Annotated in this window: 18 protein-coding genes and 6 pseudogenes; 19 read left to right on the top strand and 5 right to left on the bottom strand. The window is 36.6% G+C overall.

All coding sequences use genetic code 11. The features are described 5' to 3' along the window. From MHH90_RS05575 to MHH90_RS05555, 5 genes and pseudogenes are all read left to right on the top strand, one after another. Nucleotides 1-1,950 (top strand): hypothetical protein, encoded by a 1,950-nt coding sequence (locus MHH90_RS05575; protein WP_003045965.1) that lies wholly within the window; start codon nucleotides 1-3, stop codon nucleotides 1,948-1,950. Nucleotides 1,951-1,969: 19 nt separating this feature from the next. Beyond that, nucleotides 1,970-2,230 (top strand): hypothetical protein, encoded by a 261-nt coding sequence (locus tag MHH90_RS05570; protein WP_017650060.1) that lies wholly within the window; start codon nucleotides 1,970-1,972, stop codon nucleotides 2,228-2,230. Between the two features lie 12 nt (nucleotides 2,231-2,242). Next, nucleotides 2,243-3,580, top strand: a complete 1,338-nt coding sequence (locus MHH90_RS05565; RefSeq protein WP_300976337.1) for a CHAP domain-containing protein — start codon at nucleotides 2,243-2,245, stop codon at nucleotides 3,578-3,580. Nucleotides 3,581-3,592: 12 nt separating this feature from the next. Further along, nucleotides 3,593-4,177 carry a hypothetical protein gene (locus tag MHH90_RS05560; RefSeq protein ID WP_003045971.1) on the top strand — a complete coding sequence of 195 codons (585 nt, stop codon included), beginning with the start codon at nucleotides 3,593-3,595 and terminating at the stop codon, nucleotides 4,175-4,177. Nucleotides 4,178-4,321: 144 nt separating this feature from the next. After that, nucleotides 4,322-4,684: pseudogene (locus MHH90_RS05555) on the top strand (ParA family protein); the annotation flags it as partial. 69 nt (nucleotides 4,685-4,753) lie between these two features. On the opposite strand, the gene MHH90_RS05550 reads toward MHH90_RS05555, so the two are convergent. Continuing rightward, nucleotides 4,754-5,758, bottom strand: a complete 1,005-nt coding sequence (locus tag MHH90_RS05550; protein ID WP_011681261.1) for an IS5-like element ISSth7 family transposase — start codon at nucleotides 5,756-5,758, stop codon at nucleotides 4,754-4,756. An 88-nt stretch (nucleotides 5,759-5,846) separates the two neighbouring features. Between MHH90_RS05550 and MHH90_RS05545 the strand changes: the two are divergent. From MHH90_RS05545 to MHH90_RS05510, 8 genes and pseudogenes are all read left to right on the top strand, one after another. Then, nucleotides 5,847-6,359 (top strand): annotated as a pseudogene (locus tag MHH90_RS05545) (MinD/ParA family ATP-binding protein); the annotation flags it as partial. Then, complete coding sequence (locus MHH90_RS05540; protein ID WP_340725831.1) at nucleotides 6,359-6,631, top strand: hypothetical protein; 273 nt, start codon at nucleotides 6,359-6,361, stop codon at nucleotides 6,629-6,631. The pseudogene MHH90_RS05545 and the gene MHH90_RS05540, both read left to right, overlap by 1 nt. A gap of 10 nt (nucleotides 6,632-6,641) precedes the next feature. After that, nucleotides 6,642-7,019, top strand: coding sequence for a replication initiator protein A (locus MHH90_RS05535; protein WP_003045977.1), 378 nt, complete (start codon nucleotides 6,642-6,644; stop codon nucleotides 7,017-7,019). Between the two features lie 20 nt (nucleotides 7,020-7,039). Next, nucleotides 7,040-7,315 (top strand): hypothetical protein, encoded by a 276-nt coding sequence (locus MHH90_RS05530; protein WP_003045979.1) that lies wholly within the window; start codon nucleotides 7,040-7,042, stop codon nucleotides 7,313-7,315. A gap of 184 nt (nucleotides 7,316-7,499) precedes the next feature. Continuing rightward, the gene (locus tag MHH90_RS05525) at nucleotides 7,500-8,834 is read left to right on the top strand and encodes an ISLre2 family transposase (RefSeq protein ID WP_003045982.1); all 1,335 of its coding nucleotides are present in this window, start codon (nucleotides 7,500-7,502) and stop codon (nucleotides 8,832-8,834) included. A 470-nt stretch (nucleotides 8,835-9,304) separates the two neighbouring features. Then, complete coding sequence (locus MHH90_RS05520) at nucleotides 9,305-9,505, top strand: cold-shock protein (RefSeq protein WP_014621469.1); 201 nt, start codon at nucleotides 9,305-9,307, stop codon at nucleotides 9,503-9,505. A gap of 337 nt (nucleotides 9,506-9,842) precedes the next feature. Then, complete coding sequence (locus MHH90_RS05515; protein ID WP_340725732.1) at nucleotides 9,843-11,018, top strand: IS256-like element IS1191 family transposase; 1,176 nt, start codon at nucleotides 9,843-9,845, stop codon at nucleotides 11,016-11,018. A gap of 195 nt (nucleotides 11,019-11,213) precedes the next feature. Continuing rightward, nucleotides 11,214-13,373, top strand: a complete 2,160-nt coding sequence (locus MHH90_RS05510) for a heavy metal translocating P-type ATPase (protein ID WP_340725830.1) — start codon at nucleotides 11,214-11,216, stop codon at nucleotides 13,371-13,373. Nucleotides 13,374-13,498: 125 nt separating this feature from the next. Here MHH90_RS05510 and MHH90_RS05505 read toward each other — a convergent pair whose 3' ends face one another. Together MHH90_RS05505 and MHH90_RS05500 are read right to left on the bottom strand one after the other, a co-directional pair. Beyond that, the gene (locus MHH90_RS05505) at nucleotides 13,499-14,674 is read right to left on the bottom strand and encodes an IS256-like element IS1191 family transposase (protein WP_340725732.1); all 1,176 of its coding nucleotides are present in this window, start codon (nucleotides 14,672-14,674) and stop codon (nucleotides 13,499-13,501) included. Between the two features lie 602 nt (nucleotides 14,675-15,276). After that, nucleotides 15,277-15,918: pseudogene (locus MHH90_RS05500) on the bottom strand (GRP family sugar transporter); the annotation flags it as partial. An 86-nt stretch (nucleotides 15,919-16,004) separates the two neighbouring features. On the opposite strand from MHH90_RS05500, the gene MHH90_RS05495 reads away from it, so the two are divergent. Continuing rightward, nucleotides 16,005-17,009, top strand: coding sequence for an IS5-like element ISSth7 family transposase (locus tag MHH90_RS05495; RefSeq protein WP_011681261.1), 1,005 nt, complete (start codon nucleotides 16,005-16,007; stop codon nucleotides 17,007-17,009). Nucleotides 17,010-17,110: 101 nt separating this feature from the next. On the opposite strand, the pseudogene MHH90_RS05490 reads toward MHH90_RS05495, so the two are convergent. Together MHH90_RS05490 and MHH90_RS05485 are read right to left on the bottom strand one after the other, a co-directional pair. Continuing rightward, nucleotides 17,111-17,383: pseudogene (locus tag MHH90_RS05490) on the bottom strand (GRP family sugar transporter); the annotation flags it as partial. 193 nt (nucleotides 17,384-17,576) lie between these two features. Continuing rightward, nucleotides 17,577-17,906 (bottom strand): annotated as a pseudogene (locus MHH90_RS05485) (transposase); the annotation flags it as partial. Here MHH90_RS05485 and MHH90_RS05480 point away from each other — a divergent pair. The 5 genes and pseudogenes from MHH90_RS05480 to MHH90_RS05460 all read left to right on the top strand — a co-directional run. Continuing rightward, nucleotides 17,898-18,495 (top strand): annotated as a pseudogene (locus MHH90_RS05480) (N-6 DNA methylase); the annotation flags it as partial. The pseudogenes MHH90_RS05485 and MHH90_RS05480 overlap by 9 nt on opposite strands. Further along, nucleotides 18,492-18,818, top strand: a complete 327-nt coding sequence (locus MHH90_RS05475) for a restriction endonuclease (RefSeq protein ID WP_084828759.1) — start codon at nucleotides 18,492-18,494, stop codon at nucleotides 18,816-18,818. The pseudogene MHH90_RS05480 and the gene MHH90_RS05475, both read left to right, overlap by 4 nt. A 66-nt stretch (nucleotides 18,819-18,884) precedes the next feature. Then, a complete protein-coding gene (locus MHH90_RS05470; protein WP_309252091.1) occupies nucleotides 18,885-19,043 on the top strand; it encodes a restriction endonuclease subunit S in 159 nt (52 codons plus the stop codon). Nucleotides 19,044-19,152: 109 nt separating this feature from the next. Further along, entirely contained in the window at nucleotides 19,153-19,998 is an 846-nt protein-coding gene (locus tag MHH90_RS05465) for a GIY-YIG nuclease family protein (RefSeq protein ID WP_232693757.1), read from the top strand. Then, nucleotides 19,991-20,584 carry a site-specific integrase gene (locus tag MHH90_RS05460; RefSeq protein WP_084828761.1) on the top strand — a complete coding sequence of 198 codons (594 nt, stop codon included), beginning with the start codon at nucleotides 19,991-19,993 and terminating at the stop codon, nucleotides 20,582-20,584. The genes MHH90_RS05465 and MHH90_RS05460 overlap by 8 nt, the downstream gene beginning before the upstream one ends. Nucleotides 20,585-20,676: the final 92 nt, after the last annotated feature.

Genomic DNA, 20,676 nt, shown 5'->3' with positions numbered 1-20,676 from the left:
ATGCCAGAACTTTCAAAACGCAGACAAAGACAGTTAAAAGCGCAAGGTTATGATCTTGCTTTTCTCAGTCGCATACAACCACAAGGTAACATTGATTTCAAAAAGGATGATCGCTCCTGGATCAGTGGGGACGGTTATCATACAGCACTTCATTATTACGAATACCCCTCAGAAGATTTAGACCGTTTCTGGTTATCAGATTTAATGCTGATTCCAGGTACACGTTCGTTTTTATCTCTCTATCGAGCAAATAACAAAGAGCTGAAGCAAGAAATCAAAGATGCTATTGAGGAAAAATCAACTCGTATTACTGGAAACAGTAAGATAGTTGATAACCAACAAGAACTAGATGAAATCAAAGACTTAACTCAGCTGGATAGAGACATTACCAAGAAGAATATTGCGATGCTAGGAATGTATGTTCGGAACTATTCTTCTGCATCAACTAAAGAAGCTCTCTTCAAGCAAGTAGAGGATATTAAAGACAAGACTTCTAACTTTAAGTCAACCATCCTTTCAGGTGAACTTGACTTTGAATATCATGCTCCATTCATACCAGCCCAATATCAAATTGATTTACCCAACCATAGACGAGGTATTCCTATTAGGGCGCATGATTTGGCCGGTGGTTATTTCTTCAATCACACCAAACTAGAAGATTCTAAAGGTGTTTACATGGGATGGACACCAACCAAAGGAGCCGTTAATTTCAACTTTTTGCAACGTGATCAACGTCGAACTCGTTCCTTTATGATTATTTCAGGGAACCCTAAGATGGGGCAGCGTTCTTTTCTGTTGAAGCATACAGATGGCCTTTATGCCAAAGGAAACTATATTCGTAACTTTGATGCAAATGGGACATTTCTCGATCAGACGAGACACCAGCATGGTCTGATTCTTGATTTATCAGGTGAAGCTAACCGTATCAATATTTTCCAAGTGTTCCCAACAGTAACAAATGAAGATGGAACAGAGATTGATAAGAAGAAATCCTATAATCTACATATTCAGAAGTTAAAGAGTATCTTGAAACTACTTAATAGTGAAGTAACAGGGGATGATTTAACAACCTTCGGTAAGATGCTCAATGAGTTTTATATTGAAGAAGGTTTGTGGGCACGTAATCCTAAGTTGAATCCAGAGAAGTTAAAAGCGACTGATTTAGTAAATGAGGAGTATCCAGTCCTAACAGATTTTATCCACTTTGCGGAAGACTATAAGCGTAGTTTATTGGCACAAAGTCAACCAGATGAAATTGAAATTAAATCTGTTAACCGTATTCATAATACTTTTGATGAACTGCTAACAACAAACTCAGAGATCTTTGAAGGCACAACTGAGTTCCAGGATATTTCGTCTGAGCAAGTTGTTACTTTTGACTTCTCAGGCCTTAAAGGAACCCCTCACTTACTTAATGCACAAATCTTTTCAGTGCTATCCCTGGTTTCAGCTGATATCGTTAATAATGGTAAACGCTGCAAGCAATTATTAAAAGCTAATCCTAATCTAACAGAAATGGATATGGAGCATTATATTGTTAATATCAGTGAAGCTCAAACATTGATCAATCCTAAGTATGAAAGCAGCGTTGAACTACTAGCTGATATGATTGACTCGATGGGAGAGAACTTTGCAGGTGTGGTACTATCGGTTAACTCTCTACGAGGAATTTTATTTGAATCAGGAGCAGGTAGTCATAAAGATCCGTATGTCACAGCTGTTCAGCGTATCTTTGGATTGATGCAGTACCGTGTCTTTGCTCAAACTGATGAAACAAGTATTCCTTTGCTTGCTAATGCCTTGGTAGGCTCTATGAATCAATCAGAGCTGGAAACATTGCCACGCTTAGTAAAAGGGCAATTATTTATGAATATTGCTGGGGTAGGCAATCTGGTCTTTAACCAGCAGTTATTAACGCCAGAAGTACAGAGATATGGTGGTATTCAGTAGAAATAGAAAGGTGACGGATATGTCAAATAAAAATCCAAATAAACTTGGACCAATTGAAAGACGGAAGCAAGCAATCAATAACTATGTGACCGTACGAAAAATTAAGAGTCAGGAAATTAGAGATTATTTTGCCTCGGATGGTGAGTCTGATCCAGAACGCTTAGCAGCTCAGAAAGCACGTGATCAAGAATTTTTAAGAGGTTTAAGGAAACTTGGTGTTGGTTTCATTGTCTTCTTAGTGTTCTACGCTATTCTAAAGACAATTCTTGGTCTTTGGTAGAAGGGAGAATATGTGAAAAAAGCAGTTCTATTTAAGATACTAGCACCACTTATTTCTCTTGTGTTTCTAATTAGTATTGGTGTAACCATACTAGCAGGTATTTTGGGGGCTGTTAGTAGTTCTCAAACGAATTGTACAACTGAAGTAGCAACTTCTACCTCTACAGAATCCTCTATTTCTTCAGGTGATGGCTCAATTGATTCATTTGTTAAGGAACACAAAGAGGCTTATATCCGGTCTTGGAAAGCTGGTGGGTTCTTACCGTCTGCATCGATCACGCAGACTATGATTGAAAATGGATTCAATTTCTCTAATCCTAATGGCACCTCATTTTGGCAAGCACACAATATGGGTGGTGTTAAAACTTCGAGCAAGAGCAACTTCCCTGTTACTCTAGCAACTTATGGTGAAGATAGTGTTGACCTAACAGGAACGAAACCAGGAGCTAATGTAGGAGATGGTACAGGTGGAGCTTACACCTGGTTCTCCAGTTATGATGCTGGCATTGTTGGTAAAGCAGAGTTTATGGCTCACCAAACACTCTATACTAAGGCTATCAATAATACGGATGGCATAGCGACTCTAAGTGCTATTGCAGACGGTGGCTGGGCTACTGACGGTACTTATAAAACTAAGCTTATTGACATGTACAATACGCTTGGCAAAAAGTATGAATGGCTGGATAAGGAAGCTATCAGCGCTCATGGTGATAAACCTTATAAAGCAGTCACAGCTTCAGCTGGAGATGCTGGCCCATCTGATACTTTTACAAGCAATAGTAAAGATTGTAGCGATTCTTCTTCAGGTGGTGCCAATGATGGTACAGGAACAGTTCCAGCTGATGCGACAGCCTGGGGATATAGTCCTGATAACTTACCAGAGAGTCTAAAGCAGTATATCATTGATCCTAAATCGCTTGGCATGGCCTATGCAAGCTCTTCTGGATGGTTTAATCCAGGTAGTGATTATTTAGCTGGTCAATGTGTTAATTTGACAATTAGCGTGGGAAACCATCTTTGGGGACATTCAGGGTCGGTTACTGGAAACGGTAAAGACCAAGCAGCAGCATGGGCTAGCATATTTGGCAATTCTGTCAAAACTACTCCTAAAAAAGGAGCTATCTTTTCTACACAAAACGGGGGTGGTGGTTATGGCCATACTGGTATTGTGTGCCATGTTTTTGAAAATGGTTCAATTTTGATTGTAGAGCAAAATACACCACTTTCAGGGGCAGATTATTTCAAAAAATCTTATACCTGGAACTATCGTATCTGGACACCAGAGCAACAAAAGGCAGAAATTACTACCTTTGCTTATCCAGATGGAAAAGAACCAAAACTTGGAAAGTAAAAGGATAAATCAATGAAAGAATGGATAAAAGATAATATGATTTATGTTATCGTGGTTGGACTATTACTAATTTTCTCTGGATTTGCAATTCATAGAAATCTAACCAGTAGCAAACCACAGGAACCTAAAAGCGAACAGACGGAGACGACAGTGGAGGATGATGTATCACAATCAACTCCAGAAACAGTTGATGAAAAGAACTATCGGACAGCAAAATTGAAGCTAGAGCACCCTTATACAGAAGGTAGTGAAGAACATAAGCAACAGGTACTTAAAGCATTTGAAGAGGCTATCAATGCTATTAAGAAAGCAGAACATTTATCAAATGTTAGTGGTACACTAGAAAATCATCTTTCAATGAGTCAAGATGGAATGGTTCAAACCTTTGCGATGGCACTCCTGGTAAATCAATATGAGTATCAATCAAGTAAGCTAGAAGTTATGCCATCTGAAAATGAGGATGTTGTTCAATTTTTGATTGTTCTGACAAAGAAGGGAGAAGATAACTGTTATTTTGTAGGAAACTTTAATACAACGGTTAATCAGATTCAGTTGAAAGCCTATGTTGGTGGGAATATTGGAGGTTCTTTTGGATAGTAAATAAGAAAACAAATGCACAAAAAGTTATATAACAAGTTGTGCATTTTTAGTTGACATAAAATAAATAATAAGCTAAAATAGATATATAAAAAGTTATATAACTTTTTATCCAACTAATTATATAAGAATGGGAGTGCTTTTATGAAGATTCAAACAACAAACCTTGATAAAGGTGGTGGCGGAAAAAGTAGTCATACCTACAATGAAGGAGATTGGTTATCACGTGTTAAAAATAAGCGTGTCTTGCTAATTGATGGGGCAAGAGAATGTAATTTAACGCACTCCTTTGATGTGACTAGTGAAAAGACAATTTATGATATTTTCACAACAGGTGAGTATGAAATCTGCCGTATAAATGATAATCTTAGCTTAATCCGTGGAGATGAGCGACTGACAGATGAACAGTTAGACTTATCCAGTCGAAACAATAAGTATCTTCAGTTATTTATGGGAACCTCTAAAAACACCAGTAGAGCATCTAGAGCGTCAAATTTATCTTTAATCTACAGTTTATTTCTTGTAAATTTTTGTTTGTGAGTCTTACTCAAGGCTATTTCCCAATTTTTGGGCGCACTAAGCCCATGATTTCAACCCTAGTCGTTTAATCTGTTCAAATCGAAAGATGTTATAGAGGAGGTTGGTTAAGGTCACATTTGTCTTTGCCCTATCCATTCCAATCCCTCTAAAGGTACTTCCCTTCATGCTATTTTCAATAAAACCAAAAACATGCTCAACTCGACAACGGACTTTGGCAATATGACGGTTAATGTTCTTGTCAGTATCGGTCAATGGTTTATTTCGGAAAGCACGACGGACGGTATGGTGTTGGCAGTTGTCAGGAACACTTTTCCCCACATAGGCACTATCATCAAATACAGGTTCGTTGGCATCACAAAGAGAAGCTAGAACATTGGAGTCATGTATACTAGCTGTTGTGACGCCATAATCTTTGATTAGCTTTGATTTTCTATCAACACAGACGTGATTTTTATAGCCAAAGTAACGAACACCCCCTTTTTGAGTCCAGCTCCCATCGATATCTTTTTGGCATCGTTTGGCTTTGTTCCAACCTTCTACAGTTTCATGCGCTTTGATTTTCTCGTTTTCCTCACGGGAATTGCGTTGCTTAGGACATTCCACAAATGAAGCATCAACTATTTGACCTGTGTGGGCAATCAAACCTTCGTCCGAGAGTTGAGTATAGAACAAGTCGAATAATTCCTTTTCGCGACCTGATTGAGTCAAGCGATCTCGATAAAGCCAGATAGTTTTTGAATCTGGGACATTATCTTCGTGGCAACCAACGAAACGACGAAAGGATAAGCGATCAAGCAATTGATATTCCATAGCATCGTCAGACAAGTTATGTAATCGTTGAAGTAAAAGGACTTTGAACATCATGAGGTAATCAAGGTGAGGACGACCTCCACGACCAATAACTTTATTCTTGCGAGAAAACAATTCTGATAACAAGGGGAGAAAGAGTTGCCAATCCATGACAGCGTCTAGACGTTCCAATGGATTACCTTTTTCAGTGAGTTTTGACAAGATTTTTTCATCATCAGTAAATAAATGCATCGTGTTTAACCTCGTTTATCGAGTTTTATACTTGTATTTCTATTATCTCATTTTATAGGTTTTTTGAGGAGTTTTTAGAGGTGCCCTTATGTGGTTCAGTGAGCACTACGATGAACTAGCTGAACAATTTGATATTATATTAATTGATACGCACAATGATGAAAGTCTAGTGACAGCGAATTTTATTGCTGTATCTGATATTGTCCTGGGGGTAACGGATGCTTCTACTAACGGTTTTCGTGCCTGGTTAGCTCTCAAAAAATTTGTAGATTATATCAAGAGTGAAGCAGTAGAAGTGATTACAAAGAAAAGCTATGTTAAGGCAGAAGCTTATCTTATTGGCAATAAGATTGAATTTTACGGCAATAATGTGACAGAAACTTGCAAGCAATTCTTGGATGTGGTTCAGGAAGATGAGGCTTATTTAGGATCTATTCAGAAAAAGGAGTTAGTGGCTAAGAGTTTAGTTATTAACCAGAGTGTTTTTGAGCAACGTGAACAAATGACTGAAAAACAAAAGCAGGATCATCAGAAATTTTATGATAATATAGAGTATGTCTATCAAAATATTTTAACGGTACTAGAAGGAGAGACAGCATAATGACAAATAATCGTTTTGCTCAATTAAGGGACACCTTTGATATGGAGCTACCTAAAAAACGAAAACAATCATTAGGTAAAGAAGTAGCGGCACAAAAATCACCTGACAGCTACGATAAAAAGGGACGTTACCCCTTTTCATTACATTATGATGTCCGTTATAAAAAACTCGAAGAGTTGGTTTCCTATCATAAGGCGAAGTCTGCCTCAGATTATTTAGAAAAATTGATTATCCAAGAGTGGAATAAACTACAACGTAAATTAAAGGATTAAGGAGAAACTGATGAATTATCTTTCAACCATGAGTGATATTCCTGAGTTTGCGACAACAGTTTTAGAGAGTGGGCAGTTTTATGTACCTAGACCATTGATGGAACATTGCCTTCCTGAGTTTGGTGCTAATGGAGTTACAGCTTATGCTTTGTTGCTAGATCGGTTACGTAAACCAATAGATTTTATCTATAAAGGTCAAGATGATGAAGGGAATATTTTTATTTACTTCTCAAATGAAGATTTGGCTGAAGCACTAAATTGTAGTAAAACGACAGTGATTTCGGTTAAAAAAATTCTGGCACAAAAACACCTTATCGTAGAAGTAAAGCAAGGTTTAGGGCAGCCAAATAGAATTTACTTGACTGATGAAATCTTGTCATATTATTAGTAAAAATTAGGAGACTGATTATGATTGTTTTTGTTTCCCTCAAAAAAATGGTTCAGACTTTATGGTGGTTGATTGTAGCAATTGCTCTCTATATTTTCTACCAGACAATTGGATTAAATATGTTTTTCTTACTAGTCATTGGATTGTTAGCGTTAAAATTTGTTCCTGTGCTGTTTTTACCAATTCTTCTAATTGCAGTGGGTGTTCATTTTTCAGGTGACTTTTCATTCATTGCAGACTTTTTGGAAGCAGGGATCGTTATGATTGTAGGTATTCCATTTGTCTTTATAACTTAGATGTTTATCAATGATCAAGTGAACCTTCTCAAAGATTCTAACAAGCTAAAAAATAAAACGAATAGAACATAAGAGCTTTCCATTTTGTGGAAGGCTTTTTCTTTACAGAATAAAAAGAAATTTGAAAAGGTTCCAGTAAATTTATAAAATAGGGCACGTTATTCTAATTTATGGGAGAGAGTCAATGACAAACTTTGATGAACGAGAACTTAAAGAACAACTGCTTGCCCAAAATGCCCTTGATTTTTATGATTTTGTAGCTAAATACGATGAGCAAATGGTTCCAGTGATGAAAGCTAGAGGATACACCTGTATTCACTCAATGGAACGAACAGTTGCTTTTACCTTTGGAGAGTTTACGTTTCGCCGCCGCCGATGGAAGAAAGGGGAAGACTGGTTTGTTCCAGTGGATGAGAAACTTGGGTTAAAAAAGAATGTGCGTTTCTCCTGGGAATTTATGTATCAGGTTGCTAGACTATCAACGATGATGCCTTATGAAAAGGTAACTCAGGTTATTCAGATGACTTACCATATTACGATTACAAAGCCTACCGTTGTTCAAGCAGTTAAACTGTGTGATCAGCTGCTGGCAGAACGTGCAACCTATCGTTTTTATGAAGATACTGATGGCAGAGAGAAGCATAAGGTAGATGTGATTTATATTGAAGGTGACGGTGTGATGGTCAAGGCACGTGACGTAGATACGGATAACCGTCACTATGATTTATCGCATTTTGTAGTTCATACTGGAAGTCATAAAGTTGGTAGTAATCGTTTTGAGCTAAAAGATAAAAAGGAGTTTGTTGGTTTGGATAATCGGTTGGCTAGAGAGCAAGTATTAGACTATCTCTATAACACCTATGAGATAACCGAAAGAACACTTCTTATTACTAATTCTGACGGTGGTCACGGTTATACACCATATGTATTTAAGGAAATTGCTAAGGCCTTGAAAATTAAACGTCACGAACACTTTTGGGATGAATACCATGTTAACCAAAAGATAAAATCCTTTTTTAAACCTTATTCAGAAGAGCTTCTGGATAGAGCTTTTCAGGCGATTAAGCAGCATGATAAAGGGAAACTTCGCACAGTTTTTGATACGACAGAAGCATTGATTTCAACCGAAGAAGAACTAGAGACTTTTAAGGAGTTTAAGAGAAAGCTACTCAATAATTTTCAATACACTAAGCCAGCTGAATTAAGAGGGTTCACTCATGCAGGGATAGGTATTATGGAGTCTCAACACCGTAAAATTACTTATAGAATGAAGAAGCGTGGTATGTACTGGACAGTGTGGGGAGCAGAGACAATGAGCCGTATAATTGTTCTCAACTATGAGGAACAACTCAGAGATTTATTTTTTGGTTCCTGGAGAGAGGAATATGAAAAAATGACTGAGCTAGAGTCTGTTTCGGCAGGTGTAATCAAGTCAAAACTTAATCGGATTGAGCGTGTATATAAGCTACGTCGCTTTAGTAAGCGAGAAGGAAAACGAGGACTTCGTTTTGGTAATTAGATAAAAAGTTATACAACAAGTTATATAACAATAACCTTTCAAAAAGAAAGGCTTTTTGTGCTACAATTCTAAAGAAAATACTTGCTTGGTGTGCCTATGTGTGTTATAATTTATATAACTTAATCGAATAAAAAAAGTGGCACGCCTCCTACAGCGTACCACTTACCGAGTAAGAACCATCACTTCTTACTCAGTCTCTAATTTATGATACATGATAAACGTATCACTGTCAAGGGCTGAGCAAGAAATTGTTCAGCTTTTTCTTTACATCTCGGTAACAAGTTCTTCTCTGACAATACAGAATTGGGCATTCTAAAAAATTCTACCGCATACTAATCAGAGAGTAGCTTGACATTGAGTATAATTAGTGTTACTATTAAGAAGTAGATTTTGTAATGAGTAAAATGTTTTATAAATTCACTTTTCGCAAAATAAGATTTACAATTTTGTCGAAAGGAAATAAATATATTATGGCAAATGGAACAGTAAAATGGTTTAACGCAGATAAAGGATTTGGTTTTATTACCTCTGAAGATGGTCAAGATTTGTTCGCTCACTTCTCATCAATTCAATCTGATGGATTCAAATCACTTGACGAAGATCAAAAAGTTGAATTTGATGTTGAAGTAGGTCAACGTGGACCTCAAGCAGTTAATATTACAAAAGCATAATTGTATCTGAAAATCGTGCAAAAGCTGGAGTCATGACTTCAGCTTTTTTTTTTAATATTCAGTTGCAATTATGAGAGAGTATGATATACTTAGCCAGCAAGAGGAAACTCACACTTCCCAATCATAAATTAGGGCCACTCTAATATAGAATGGTTTTTTAATGTTTATTAATTAAAATTAATATTTAAAAGATTTATATAAAAAACCACCTATCACAGCACATAATGATAAGTAGTTTTTGGTGCATAGGTAGTGTAAAATAAGTTGTGTAAACACAAAAAGGAATAAATTCGTTATAGTAGAGTTGCAAAACATTACTAGAAAGAGATTTATTCCTATGACTCAGTTTACCACAGAACTACTTAACTTCCTAGCCCAAAAGCAAGATATTGATGAATTTTTCCGTACTTCTCTTGAAACAGCAATGAATGATCTGCTTCAAGCAGAGTTATCAGCCTTTTTAGGGTATGAACCTTACGATAAATTAGGCTATAATTCTGGGAATAGTCGTAACGGAAGCTATGCACGGAAATTCGAAACCAAATATGGGACTGTTCAGTTGAGTATTCCTAGAGATCGTAATGGGAACTTTAGTCCAGCTTTGCTTCCCGCTTATGGACGTCGAGATGACCACTTGGAAGAGATGGTTATCAAACTCTATCAAACCGGTGTAACGACTCGAGAAATTAGTGATATCATCGAGCGAATGTATGGTCATCACTATAGTCCTGCCACAATTTCTAATATCTCAAAAGCAACTCAGGAGAATGTCGCTACTTTTCATGAGCGAAGCTTAGAAGCCAATTACTCTGTTTTATTTCTTGACGGAACCTATCTTCCCTTAAGACGTGGAACCGTTAGTAAAGAATGTATTCATATCGCACTTGGCATTACACCAGAAGGACAGAAGGCTGTTCTTGGATATGAAATCGCCCCAAATGAAAACAATGCTTCTTGGTCCACCCTGTTAGACAAGCTTCAAAACCAAGGAATCCAACAGGTTTCTCTTGTAGTGACCGATGGCTTCAAGGGGCTTGAACAGATTATCAATCAGGCTTACCCATTAGCTAAACAACAACGTTGCTTAATTCATATTAGTCGAAATCTAGCTAGTAAAGTGAAACGAGCAGATAGAGCGGTTATTCTGGAGCAATTTAAAACGATTTATCGTGCTGAAAATTTAGAAATGGCAGTGCAAATTTTAGAGAACTTTATCGCCGAATGGAAACCAAAGTATAGGAAAGTCATGGAAAGTCTGGAGAATACGGATAATCTTTTAACTTTTTATCAGTTTCCCTACCAGATTTGGCATAGCATTTATTCGACAAACCTCATTGAGTCTCTTAACAAAGAAATCAAACGTCAAACGAAAAAGAAGGTTCTTTTTCCTAACGAGGAGGCTCTGGAACGTTATTTAGTTACCCTGTTTGAAGATTATAATTTCAAGCAAAATCAACGCATCCATAAAGGGTTTGGCCAATGTGCTGACACACTTGAAAGCTTATTTGATTAACATTCTTCAACTCTACTTGAGTGTTTACACATAATTATTGACAGTATCGACATCACATTTAAGTTACAAAAGAAACATATCGATTATTATGTTCATAACATTTATAGAATATAACTTTTTTTTTTGACTTTTATGGTTTACAAGTGTAAACTATACATAGATAGAAATTTCAAAGCATTCATTTAGGAGGAAAATATGTCAAATAAAACTCATTCGTCTAATCACGAAGAAATGATGTCTGAGCATCATCACAATCATGAAATGGTGGATATGAAGCACGAAAATCATGAGATGCACAACATGCACAACATGCACAACATGCACAACATGCACAACATGCACAACATGCACAACATGCACAATATGGATAATATGGATAATATGGATAATATGCATGATATGGACAATATGGATATGATGAATCATGGAGGACACATGATGCATATGGGTGATATGAGTAAAAAGCTCAAAGTGGCTATCATTCTAATGATTCCGCTTCTACTCATTTCACCAATCGCTGGCTTTACTATCCTTAAATTCCCCGGAAGTGAAATTTTGCAACTTATCCTTGGTACAATTATCTTCTTTTACTCTGGGACTCCTTTTTTTAGCGGAGCAAAAGGTGAATTAAAAAGCCGTAAGCCAGCCATGATGATGCTGATTACAATGGGAATTGCCGTTGCCTATGCTTATTCTGTTTATGCCACAATTATGAGTCTTAACGGACATATGGGCATGAACTTCTGGTTTGAACTGGCAACTTTAATTGTCATTATGTTGATTGGTCACCTGATTGAGATGAAAGCAATCATGGGTGCTGGCGATGCATTGAAAGATTTAGCAAGCCTTGTTCCCAAAAAAGCTCACTTAAAAAGTGGGAAGGATGTGGAGCTTTCAGAACTAAAAGTTGGCGATTTGCTTTTAGTGAAAGAAAATGAAAGAATTCCTGCAGATGGCCTTATATTAAGTGAAGCGCTCGTTGATGAGTCAATGATTACTGGTGAAAGCCGAGCAGTCAATAAAAAAACAAATGACCTTGTTTATGGTGGTTCCCTCAATCTAAACCAACCATTTGAGATGAAAGTCACAACCCTTGGAAAAGATTCATTTCTCAATCAAGTGGCCGAATTAGTCAAGAAAGCCCAAGCTCAAAAATCTAATTTGGAAAATATGGCTGACAGAGTGGCTGGTTACCTTTTCTATGCTGCACTTATTGTCGGTATCTTCTCATTAATTTTTTGGACAATTAGTTCTAACTTTAGTTTTGCTCTACTTCGTGCGGTTTCTGTTTTTGTAATTGCATGTCCACACGCTTTAGGTCTTGCGGTTCCACTTGTTGTTTCTCGCTTAACCAGTATTTCTGCTAAAAATGGTTTATTAATTCAAAACAGAACCTCTTTGGAAAAAATAAATACAATTAAATATGCCTTAATGGATAAAACAGGAACATTAACTGACGGTAAGTTTACTGTCCGTGATGTTATTGATTTTACTGGTGAAACAGACATTCTCCAAATCATGGCAGCACTTGAAGGAAGTTCCACTCACCCAATTGCTCAATCAATCGTTTCAGCTGCTAAACCTCTTAAAAATCTAAAAGTTGAAGCGGTTGAAAACATTCCAGGAGTTGGAATTAAAGGGCAAGTTAATCAAAACTTTTATCAAATTGTTAACTATAAATATCTTCGTGAAAATCAACTTTCTTATGATGAACAAAAGATTGCTCAATATTTAGATTTAGGTTTAACTGTATCTTTCCTAATCAATGAACAACAAGATGTTTTAGGATTTATTGCCTTAGGAGATTCTCCTAAAGCAGACGCGAAAGCCTTTATTAATGGTTTATTAGCCCAAGGAATTACCCCTGTTATGCTCACGGGTGATAATAAAGAAACTGCTCAAAAAATTGCTAGTGCACTAAATATTCCCGAATTTAGAGCGGAATTAAAACCTGAAGATAAAGCAGAAATTGTGAAAGAATACCAAAAGAAAGCCGGCGTTCTTTTCATTGGTGATGGTGTCAATGATGCCCCAGCCCTTGCAACTGCTACGATTGGTGTTGCGATTGGAGCAGGAACTTCGGTTGCTATCAGTACCGCTGATGTCGTCCTAGTTAACTCCAATCCAAGTGACGTCTTGAATATGATTAACATCTCCAAACGCATGCTTAGAAAAATGAAACAAAACCTCTGGTTTGGAGCAGGCTATAACATTATTGCTATTCCTGTTGCAGCGGGTATTCTTTATCCATTTACAGGATTTTATATTGACCCTCTCATTGCAGCAGTCCTGATGTCAATCTCAACCGTGATTGTCTCAATCAACGCGATGGGATTGAGGTATGATAAAAAATAGAAGAGCACATGCTCTTCTATTTTTTTCATACTAATTATGAAACTTTTATCACTTAAATATACTTAAAGATTAGATACTGTCAATAATTATGTGTAAACACTCAAGTCAAGTAGAGTTGAAGAATGTTAATCAAATAAGCTTTCAAGTGTGTCAGCACATTGGCCAAACCCTTTATGGATGCGTTGATTTTGCTTGAAATTATAATCTTCAAACAGGGTAACTAAATAACGTTCCAGAGCCTCCTCGTTAGGAAAAAGAACCTTCTTTTTCGTTTGACGTTTGATTTCTTTGTTAAGAGACTCAATGAGGTTTGTCGAATAAATGCTATGCCAAATCTGGTAGGGAAACTGATAAAAAGTTAAAAGATTATCCGTATTCTCCAGACTTTCCATGACTTTCCTATACTTTGGTTTCCATTCGGCGATAAAGTTCTCTAAAATTTGCACTGCCATTTCTAAATTTTCAGCACGATAAATCGTTTTAAATTGCTCCAGAATAACCGCTCTATCTGCTCGTTTCACTTTACTAGCTAGATTTCGACTAATATGAATTAAGCAACGTTGTTGTTTAGCTAATGGGTAAGCCTGATTGATAATCTGTTCAAGCCCCTTGAAGCCATCGGTCACTACAAGAGAAACCTGTTGGATTCCTTGGTTTTGAAGCTTGTCTAACAGGGTGGACCAAGAAGCATTGTTTTCATTTGGGGCGATTTCATATCCAAGAACAGCCTTCTGTCCTTCTGGTGTAATGCCAAGTGCGATATGAATACATTCTTTACTAACGGTTCCACGTCTTAATGGAAGATAGGTTCCGTCAAGAAATAAAACAGAGTAATTGGCTTCTAAGCTTCGCTCATGAAAAGTAGCGACATTCTCCTGAGTTGCTTTTGAGATATTAGAAATTGTGGCAGGACTATAGTGATGACCATACATTCGCTCGATGATATCACTAATTTCTCGAGTCGTTACACCGGTTTGATAGAGTTTGATAACCATCTCTTCCAAGTGGTCATCTCGACGTCCATAAGCGGGAAGCAAAGCTGGACTAAAGTTCCCATTACGATCTCTAGGAATACTCAACTGAACAGTCCCATATTTGGTTTCGAATTTCCGTGCATAGCTTCCGTTACGACTATTCCCAGAATTATAGCCTAATTTATCGTAAGGTTCATACCCTAAAAAGGCTGATAACTCTGCTTGAAGCAGATCATTCATTGCTGTTTCAAGAGAAGTACGGAAAAATTCATCAATATCTTGCTTTTGGGCTAGGAAGTTAAGTAGTTCTGTGGTAAACTGAGTCATAGGAATAAATCTCTTTCTAGTAATGTTTTGCAACTCTACTATAACGGATTTATTCCTTTTTGTGTTTACACAACTTATTTTACACTACCTCTAATAACAAATACATTGATATTTCAAACAGTATAACAAACGGAACAGTTCCATGGCAATTATTTGGTTACGACTATAAAAATCAAGACTTGGCTAGGGTAATTGATCTTTCAAAAGAACTGTTTATTTCTAAAGTGGGAAAATGGGAGACATACTCATACTTGATTCTTTCAATAAATATTTAGAAACACTTCCAAGGGATAGAAACTATCCTTCAACACCATTTGACAAACTTCCAAAAAAATAGCCTCAGTTGAAGCAACTGTGACTAAAAACCAAAAATTTGTCACTCTTTCTACTATAGTAAAGGATTGTTTAGGCTATCATCCAAATTGTACAGCAGAACAAATTCCATTGATGCCAAGAAAACTGTCCCTCGCAGTAGTGCTCCAAATGTTTTTTAAATCATTTTGTGAATTTCGTTAATGAAAAACTCTAAAATTTTACTGACAGAAAACTAGTCAGTAAATTAACTCACAAAAAAAGCCGTCAGTTTACTGACAGCTTTTTTATTATCCTTTAGATTTTACAATTGCAAGTAAAAATGCACCTGTTACGAACAGAACAGTCCCAATTCCAAGATAAACCAATTCTTTTTTGGTTTTCTTTTCACCAAGGAAGAGAATTCCTCCAATAATTGCAACGATAACACCTAATTGTGAGAATGAAAAGGCAATTGCGTTACCAGCAGCTCTTGCAGCCATAAGCATAAAGATATTACCTACACCAAACATTACTCCATCAATCATATTTAGATAAACATATTTTTCCATTTTAATTTTGAAACGACCCATCACAAGTGCTCCAAAGATCATTCCAACTGACATTGGCAAGATAATTGTCAGTGTATCAAAATGAACATTGAACCAAAGTACTGCTAAGTTATTAAAAAGAATAACATAGAGAACATATCCCAAAGTTGAGTAAGTTAAAGCAGTCAATCCTTTAGTATAATTACGTTCTTCTTCAACAACTGCATTTTCTGGGTCACGTTTAGCTGAGAAATAGAGCCCAACTACCAAACAAGCCATCGCAATAAATCCGAGAATAAATTGAATTTGTTTTGTCCATTCGTGGAAAGCAAAAACCCCAAGCAATCCACCAATTACTAATTGACTTCCTGCTGAAAGTGGACTCGCTATTGAAACACCCATGGGCACCTCTAAAAACTCCTCAAAAAACCTATAAAATGAGATAATAGAAATACAAGTATAAAACTCGATAAACGAGGTTAAACACGATGCATTTATTTACTGATGATGAAAAAATCTTGTCAAAACTCACTGAAAAAGGTAATCCATTGGAACGTCTAGACGCTGTCATGGATTGGCAACTCTTTCTCCCCTTGTTATCAGAATTGTTTTCTCGCAAGAATAAAGTTATTGGTCGTGGAGGTCGTCCTCACCTTGATTACCTCATGATGTTCAAAGTCCTTTTACTTCAACGATTACATAACTTGTCTGACGATGCTATGGAATATCAATTGCTTGATCGCTTATCCTTTCGTCGTTTCGTTGGTTGCCACGAAGATAATGTCCCAGATTCAAAAACTATCTGGCTTTATCGAGATCGCTTGACTCAATCAGGTCGCGAAAAGGAATTATTCGACTTGTTCTATACTCAACTCTCGGACGAAGGTTTGATTGCCCACACAGGTCAAATAGTTGATGCTTCATTTGTGGAATGTCCTAAGCAACGCAATTCCCGTGAGGAAAACGAGAAAATCAAAGCGCATGAAACTGTAGAAGGTTGGAACAAAGCCAAACGATGCCAAAAAGATATCGATGGGAGCTGGACTCAAAAAGGGGGTGTTCGTTACTTTGGCTATAAAAATCACGTCTGTGTTGATAGAAAATCAAAGCTAATCAAAGATTATGGCGTCACAACAGCTAGTATACATGACTCCAATGTTCTAGCTTCTCTTTGTGATGCCAACGAACCTGTATTTGATGATAGTGCCTATGTGGGGAAAAGTGTTCCTGACAACTGCCAACACCATACCGTCCGTCGTGCTTTCCGAAATAAACCATTGACCGATACTGACAAGAACATTAACCGTCATATTGCCAAAGTCCGTTGTCGAGTTGAGCATGTTTTTGGTTTTATTGAAAATAGCATGAAGGGAAGTACCTTTAGAGGGATTGGAATGGATAGGGCAAAGACAAATGTGACCTTAACCAACCTCCTCTATAACATCTTTCGATTTGAACAGATTAAACGACTAGGGTTGAAATCATGGGCTTAGTGCGCCCAAAAATTGGGAAATAGCCTTGAGTAAGACTCACAAACAAAAATTTACAAGAAATAAACTGTAGATTAAAGATAAATTTGACGCTCTAGATGCTCTACTGGTGTTTTTAGAGGTTCCCCCATGTATTTCATTGAATTAAACTGACCAAATTGTCCAATTGCCCAAAGCAATCCACCAATAAATCCAATTAAGAAAATTTGCCATGTCAACGTTGGCATGCGGAATAAGAAAACAATAAGTGCAAAAACAAAAGCGCCCAAAGTCATTCCAAGTGTTTGTTGATTAGGATCACCACCAAATTTATTAGCTACCAATCCGACAGCACCCCAAGCAAAAATTGGAACAAGCGCGAAAAGAACTCCTTGCATGTTTATATTTACCTCTTTAAAATAATTTTTTACCTAAAAAATTAAGCATACCTCTATATTACTCTTATTTCGGGAAAAAACAAGAGATAAAAAAATACACAAGAACCATAACTGTGGTTCTACGTCAACTGGTGTTGAATAATAAATTTATCATTTGAGGCGGTTCTCCATTTGGGGAGTCGTCTTTGTCATGTTATGGCGTGATTTGGTAGATTCGTTTGAAGAAGTTCAGCTGATTCTTGAAGCAAAAACAGGATCGTTTGAATGACTTGATGAGGAGGTTAATCCCTTCGATTGGACCGTTGGAATAAGGGCTGGTGACAGCGGCGAGAACAGCGACTTTGTGTCGCTTAAGCGTCGCGATCGTCATATCCATTGCCGTACCGTTTGACTCGTAAGTAGCTAACAGGTTTGCCAGTTACGCGGGATGTTTATTCACCATCTAAGCATCATGAAGCGATAAGTAGGTTTCGTAGGTTTGTTTGAGCTTGGGCTCAGTATCAAGTGCGATATCGATGACCCTCGATTTCGTGAATATGGCATTGCGCCAAAAACTAAATCGGAAGATTCTTTCTTGTCGCATTGTTTGTACCATACCAAAGAGAGTGGCCGCGTGGCCATTACCCTCCCACACGGTGTCTTGTTTAGAGGCGCTGCGGAAGGACGGATTCGAAAAGCTTTGATTGATAAACATCAAATTGAATCGGTAATTGGTTTTCCAGATAAACTCTTTTTGAACACAGGCATTCCCGTTTGTGTCTTAATTCTTAAAAAGAATCGAGCAAACTCAGATATTCTTTTTGTGGACGCAAGTCAAGGCTTTGAAAAGATGAAGAATCAAAAGCAATTACGCCCAGAAGATATTTACAAGATCACTGAAACAGTCATTCATCGCAAGGCGGTTGATAAATATAGCCACTTAGCAACACTTGAGGAAGTCATTGAGAATGATTACAACTTAAATATTCCGCGTTATATGGATACCTTTGAAGAGGAAGAACCGATTTGACTTAGTGGATATTCAAGGTCAAATAGATGAAGTAGACGCAGAGATTGCGAAAGCTAATCAAACCTTAGCAAACCACTTTAAGGAACTGGGAGTGTCGAAATGAAGGAAAAAGTACAGGCTCCAGAATTAAGATTTGATGGTTTTACGGATGATTGGGAACAGCGTAAGTTTGCTGATTTTATTGATGTTAAGTCTGGAAAAGACTACAAACATCTGAATGCGGGATCAATACCTGTCTATGGAACTGGTGGATATATGCTAAGTGTAGATAGAGCGCTATCAGATATAGATGCCATTGGGTTCGGAAGGAAAGGGACAATTGATAAGCCTTATTTATTAAAAGCGCCTTTTTGGACTGTCGATACCTTGTTTTATGCTGTTCCTAAACAAAATATTGACCTTCAATTTTCACTATCTATTTTTTAAAAAAATTGGAAAAAATTTGATGAATCTACTGGTGTACCTAGTTTATCGAAAACTGTAATTAATAGTGTGGGTGCTTTTGTTCCCAGTTATGAAGAACAACAAAAAATAGGTTCATTCTTCAAACAGTTAGATGATACTATCGCTTTCCATCAACGTAAGTTAGATTTGTTGAAAGAACAGAAAAAGGCTTTTTACAAAAGATGTTTGTTTAGGGTCTATAATTAGATAATAACCCCTAAGAAATCAAATAAAAATAACCCCTATAATCCAAATTCTAGATTATAGGGGCTGTTTATTTATTTTAATGATATAATAACCCTAAAAGGAGGACGTTATGCCATACCATATATTTATTAATCGAGAATCTGGAAATGATAATATTTCTATTTTTTATGAAGAAACTACTTTTGTAGTTATTGCCAATAAAGATGATTTACCAGCAATTCAATTAATTGAGGAATCTAAAAAACCAGGTATATATATATTACTAGGAGATAATAAACGTTATGTAGGTCAAGCCTCTAATTCTATTTTTTCTAGGTTACAACAACACAATACAAATAAACCATGGTGGAACAAATTAATATTTTTTGGACGTGAAGATGGGCATCTATCTAAAGCACAACTAGATCTTTTAGAACGTTTAATCATTGAAAAAATGAATACTGCTAATATTGATTTAGATAATAGCACTCAAGGAAATAAAAGCTATATTGATAAATTAAGCAAATTTTCAGCTCTGTCATTATGGAATAAGGTTGAGAAACTATTGAATGATGTTGCTAATATCGATTTATTTGATTCAGAACACATTCAAACTGAAGATAATAGTGACAACTCAACTCTAAATAGTCATATATCAATCATATTTGGAGAATCATTATATACTGGGAAATCATGTAGAGATGTATTTACGCAATTAGTTTCTAATTTAGTATTATCCGCAGAGTTGGATAAATTGATTCCCTTAATGAGTCCCAATGAACCCAATACAGTACAAATACTTGGCAATAGAGAACATATATCAGCTAAAGGGACGAAGCTGACTAAACCAATAGAGCTAACTAAATACCATATGTATGTTAATTTTTCAAAAATAGGCTTATACAATCAAATCAAAAAATTAGCTGAACTGACTGAAAAAAAGTTATATTTGAAAGGTGGTAATTCATATGGTTAAACAAATCGTTCTTCCCATCAAAGATTCGAATGTCTTAAAAATGGTCCAAGATACGTTACTTGATAGTTTTCGGGCTGGGCGTCGTAACTACACGATCTTTCAAGTCGGTAAGGCCACACTACTCCGTGTGAGTGATGTCATGAAATTAAAAAAATCAGATGTCTTTAACCCAGATGGTTCTATCAAAAGCACGGCTTTTATTCATGATAAAAAAACAGGAAAAGCGAATACGTTATATTTGAAACCAGTACAACAAGATTTATTGATTCATCATGATTGGCTGGTCCAACAAAATCTTAATTCTGAATGGTTATTTCCATCAACCTCTCGCCCAGAGCGTCATATCACTGAAAAGCAATTTTATAAGGTCATGGCGCACGTTGGCGATCTTTTAGGTATATCAACCTATTTAGGAACACATACCATACGTAAAACAGGCGCTTATCGTGTTTATACGCAGTCGAATTATAATATTGGTTTAGTGATGCATTTACTAAACCATTCAAGCGAAGCAATGACTTTAACTTATCTCGATTTAGATCAAGCCAGTCATGAAACAATTTTAGACCAAATCGATTTTGGATAGTTTTGAAAGAAAGAAGCTGGAGCTATACTATCAAGCATGATATAATTAGAATCATCGACCTACAAGGAGGTCTAGGATGAGTGAATTTTAGA

Source organism: Streptococcus sp. FSL E2-3488, assembly GCF_038003585.1.
Classification (GTDB): Bacteria; Bacillota; Bacilli; order Lactobacillales; family Streptococcaceae; genus Streptococcus; species Streptococcus thermophilus.
The sequence above is the reverse complement of the archived record's forward strand: the minus strand, read 5'-3'. Positions and strand labels throughout refer to the sequence as shown.

Excerpts from the sequence above, each read along its gene's own strand:
- MHH90_RS05495 (WP_011681261.1), top strand. The coding sequence starts at position 16,005 with ATGCATTTATTTACTGATGATGAAAAAATCTTGTCAAAACTCACTGAA.
- MHH90_RS05560 (WP_003045971.1), top strand. The coding sequence starts at position 3,593 with ATGAAAGAATGGATAAAAGATAATATGATTTATGTTATCGTGGTTGGA.
- MHH90_RS05510 (WP_340725830.1), top strand. The coding sequence starts at position 11,214 with ATGTCAAATAAAACTCATTCGTCTAATCACGAAGAAATGATGTCTGAG.
- MHH90_RS05475 (WP_084828759.1), top strand. The coding sequence starts at position 18,492 with ATGAAGGAAAAAGTACAGGCTCCAGAATTAAGATTTGATGGTTTTACG.
- MHH90_RS05540 (WP_340725831.1), top strand. The coding sequence starts at position 6,359 with ATGACAAATAATCGTTTTGCTCAATTAAGGGACACCTTTGATATGGAG.
- MHH90_RS05535 (WP_003045977.1), top strand. The coding sequence starts at position 6,642 with ATGAATTATCTTTCAACCATGAGTGATATTCCTGAGTTTGCGACAACA.
- MHH90_RS05465 (WP_232693757.1), top strand. The coding sequence starts at position 19,153 with ATGCCATACCATATATTTATTAATCGAGAATCTGGAAATGATAATATT.
- MHH90_RS05460 (WP_084828761.1), top strand. The coding sequence starts at position 19,991 with ATGGTTAAACAAATCGTTCTTCCCATCAAAGATTCGAATGTCTTAAAA.
- MHH90_RS05525 (WP_003045982.1), top strand. The coding sequence starts at position 7,500 with ATGACAAACTTTGATGAACGAGAACTTAAAGAACAACTGCTTGCCCAA.
- MHH90_RS05570 (WP_017650060.1), top strand. The coding sequence starts at position 1,970 with ATGTCAAATAAAAATCCAAATAAACTTGGACCAATTGAAAGACGGAAG.
- MHH90_RS05520 (WP_014621469.1), top strand. The coding sequence starts at position 9,305 with ATGGCAAATGGAACAGTAAAATGGTTTAACGCAGATAAAGGATTTGGT.
- MHH90_RS05575 (WP_003045965.1), top strand. The coding sequence starts at position 1 with ATGCCAGAACTTTCAAAACGCAGACAAAGACAGTTAAAAGCGCAAGGT.
- MHH90_RS05515 (WP_340725732.1), top strand. The coding sequence starts at position 9,843 with ATGACTCAGTTTACCACAGAACTACTTAACTTCCTAGCCCAAAAGCAA.
- MHH90_RS05530 (WP_003045979.1), top strand. The coding sequence starts at position 7,040 with ATGATTGTTTTTGTTTCCCTCAAAAAAATGGTTCAGACTTTATGGTGG.
- MHH90_RS05550 (WP_011681261.1), bottom strand. The coding sequence starts at position 5,758 with ATGCATTTATTTACTGATGATGAAAAAATCTTGTCAAAACTCACTGAA.
- MHH90_RS05505 (WP_340725732.1), bottom strand. The coding sequence starts at position 14,674 with ATGACTCAGTTTACCACAGAACTACTTAACTTCCTAGCCCAAAAGCAA.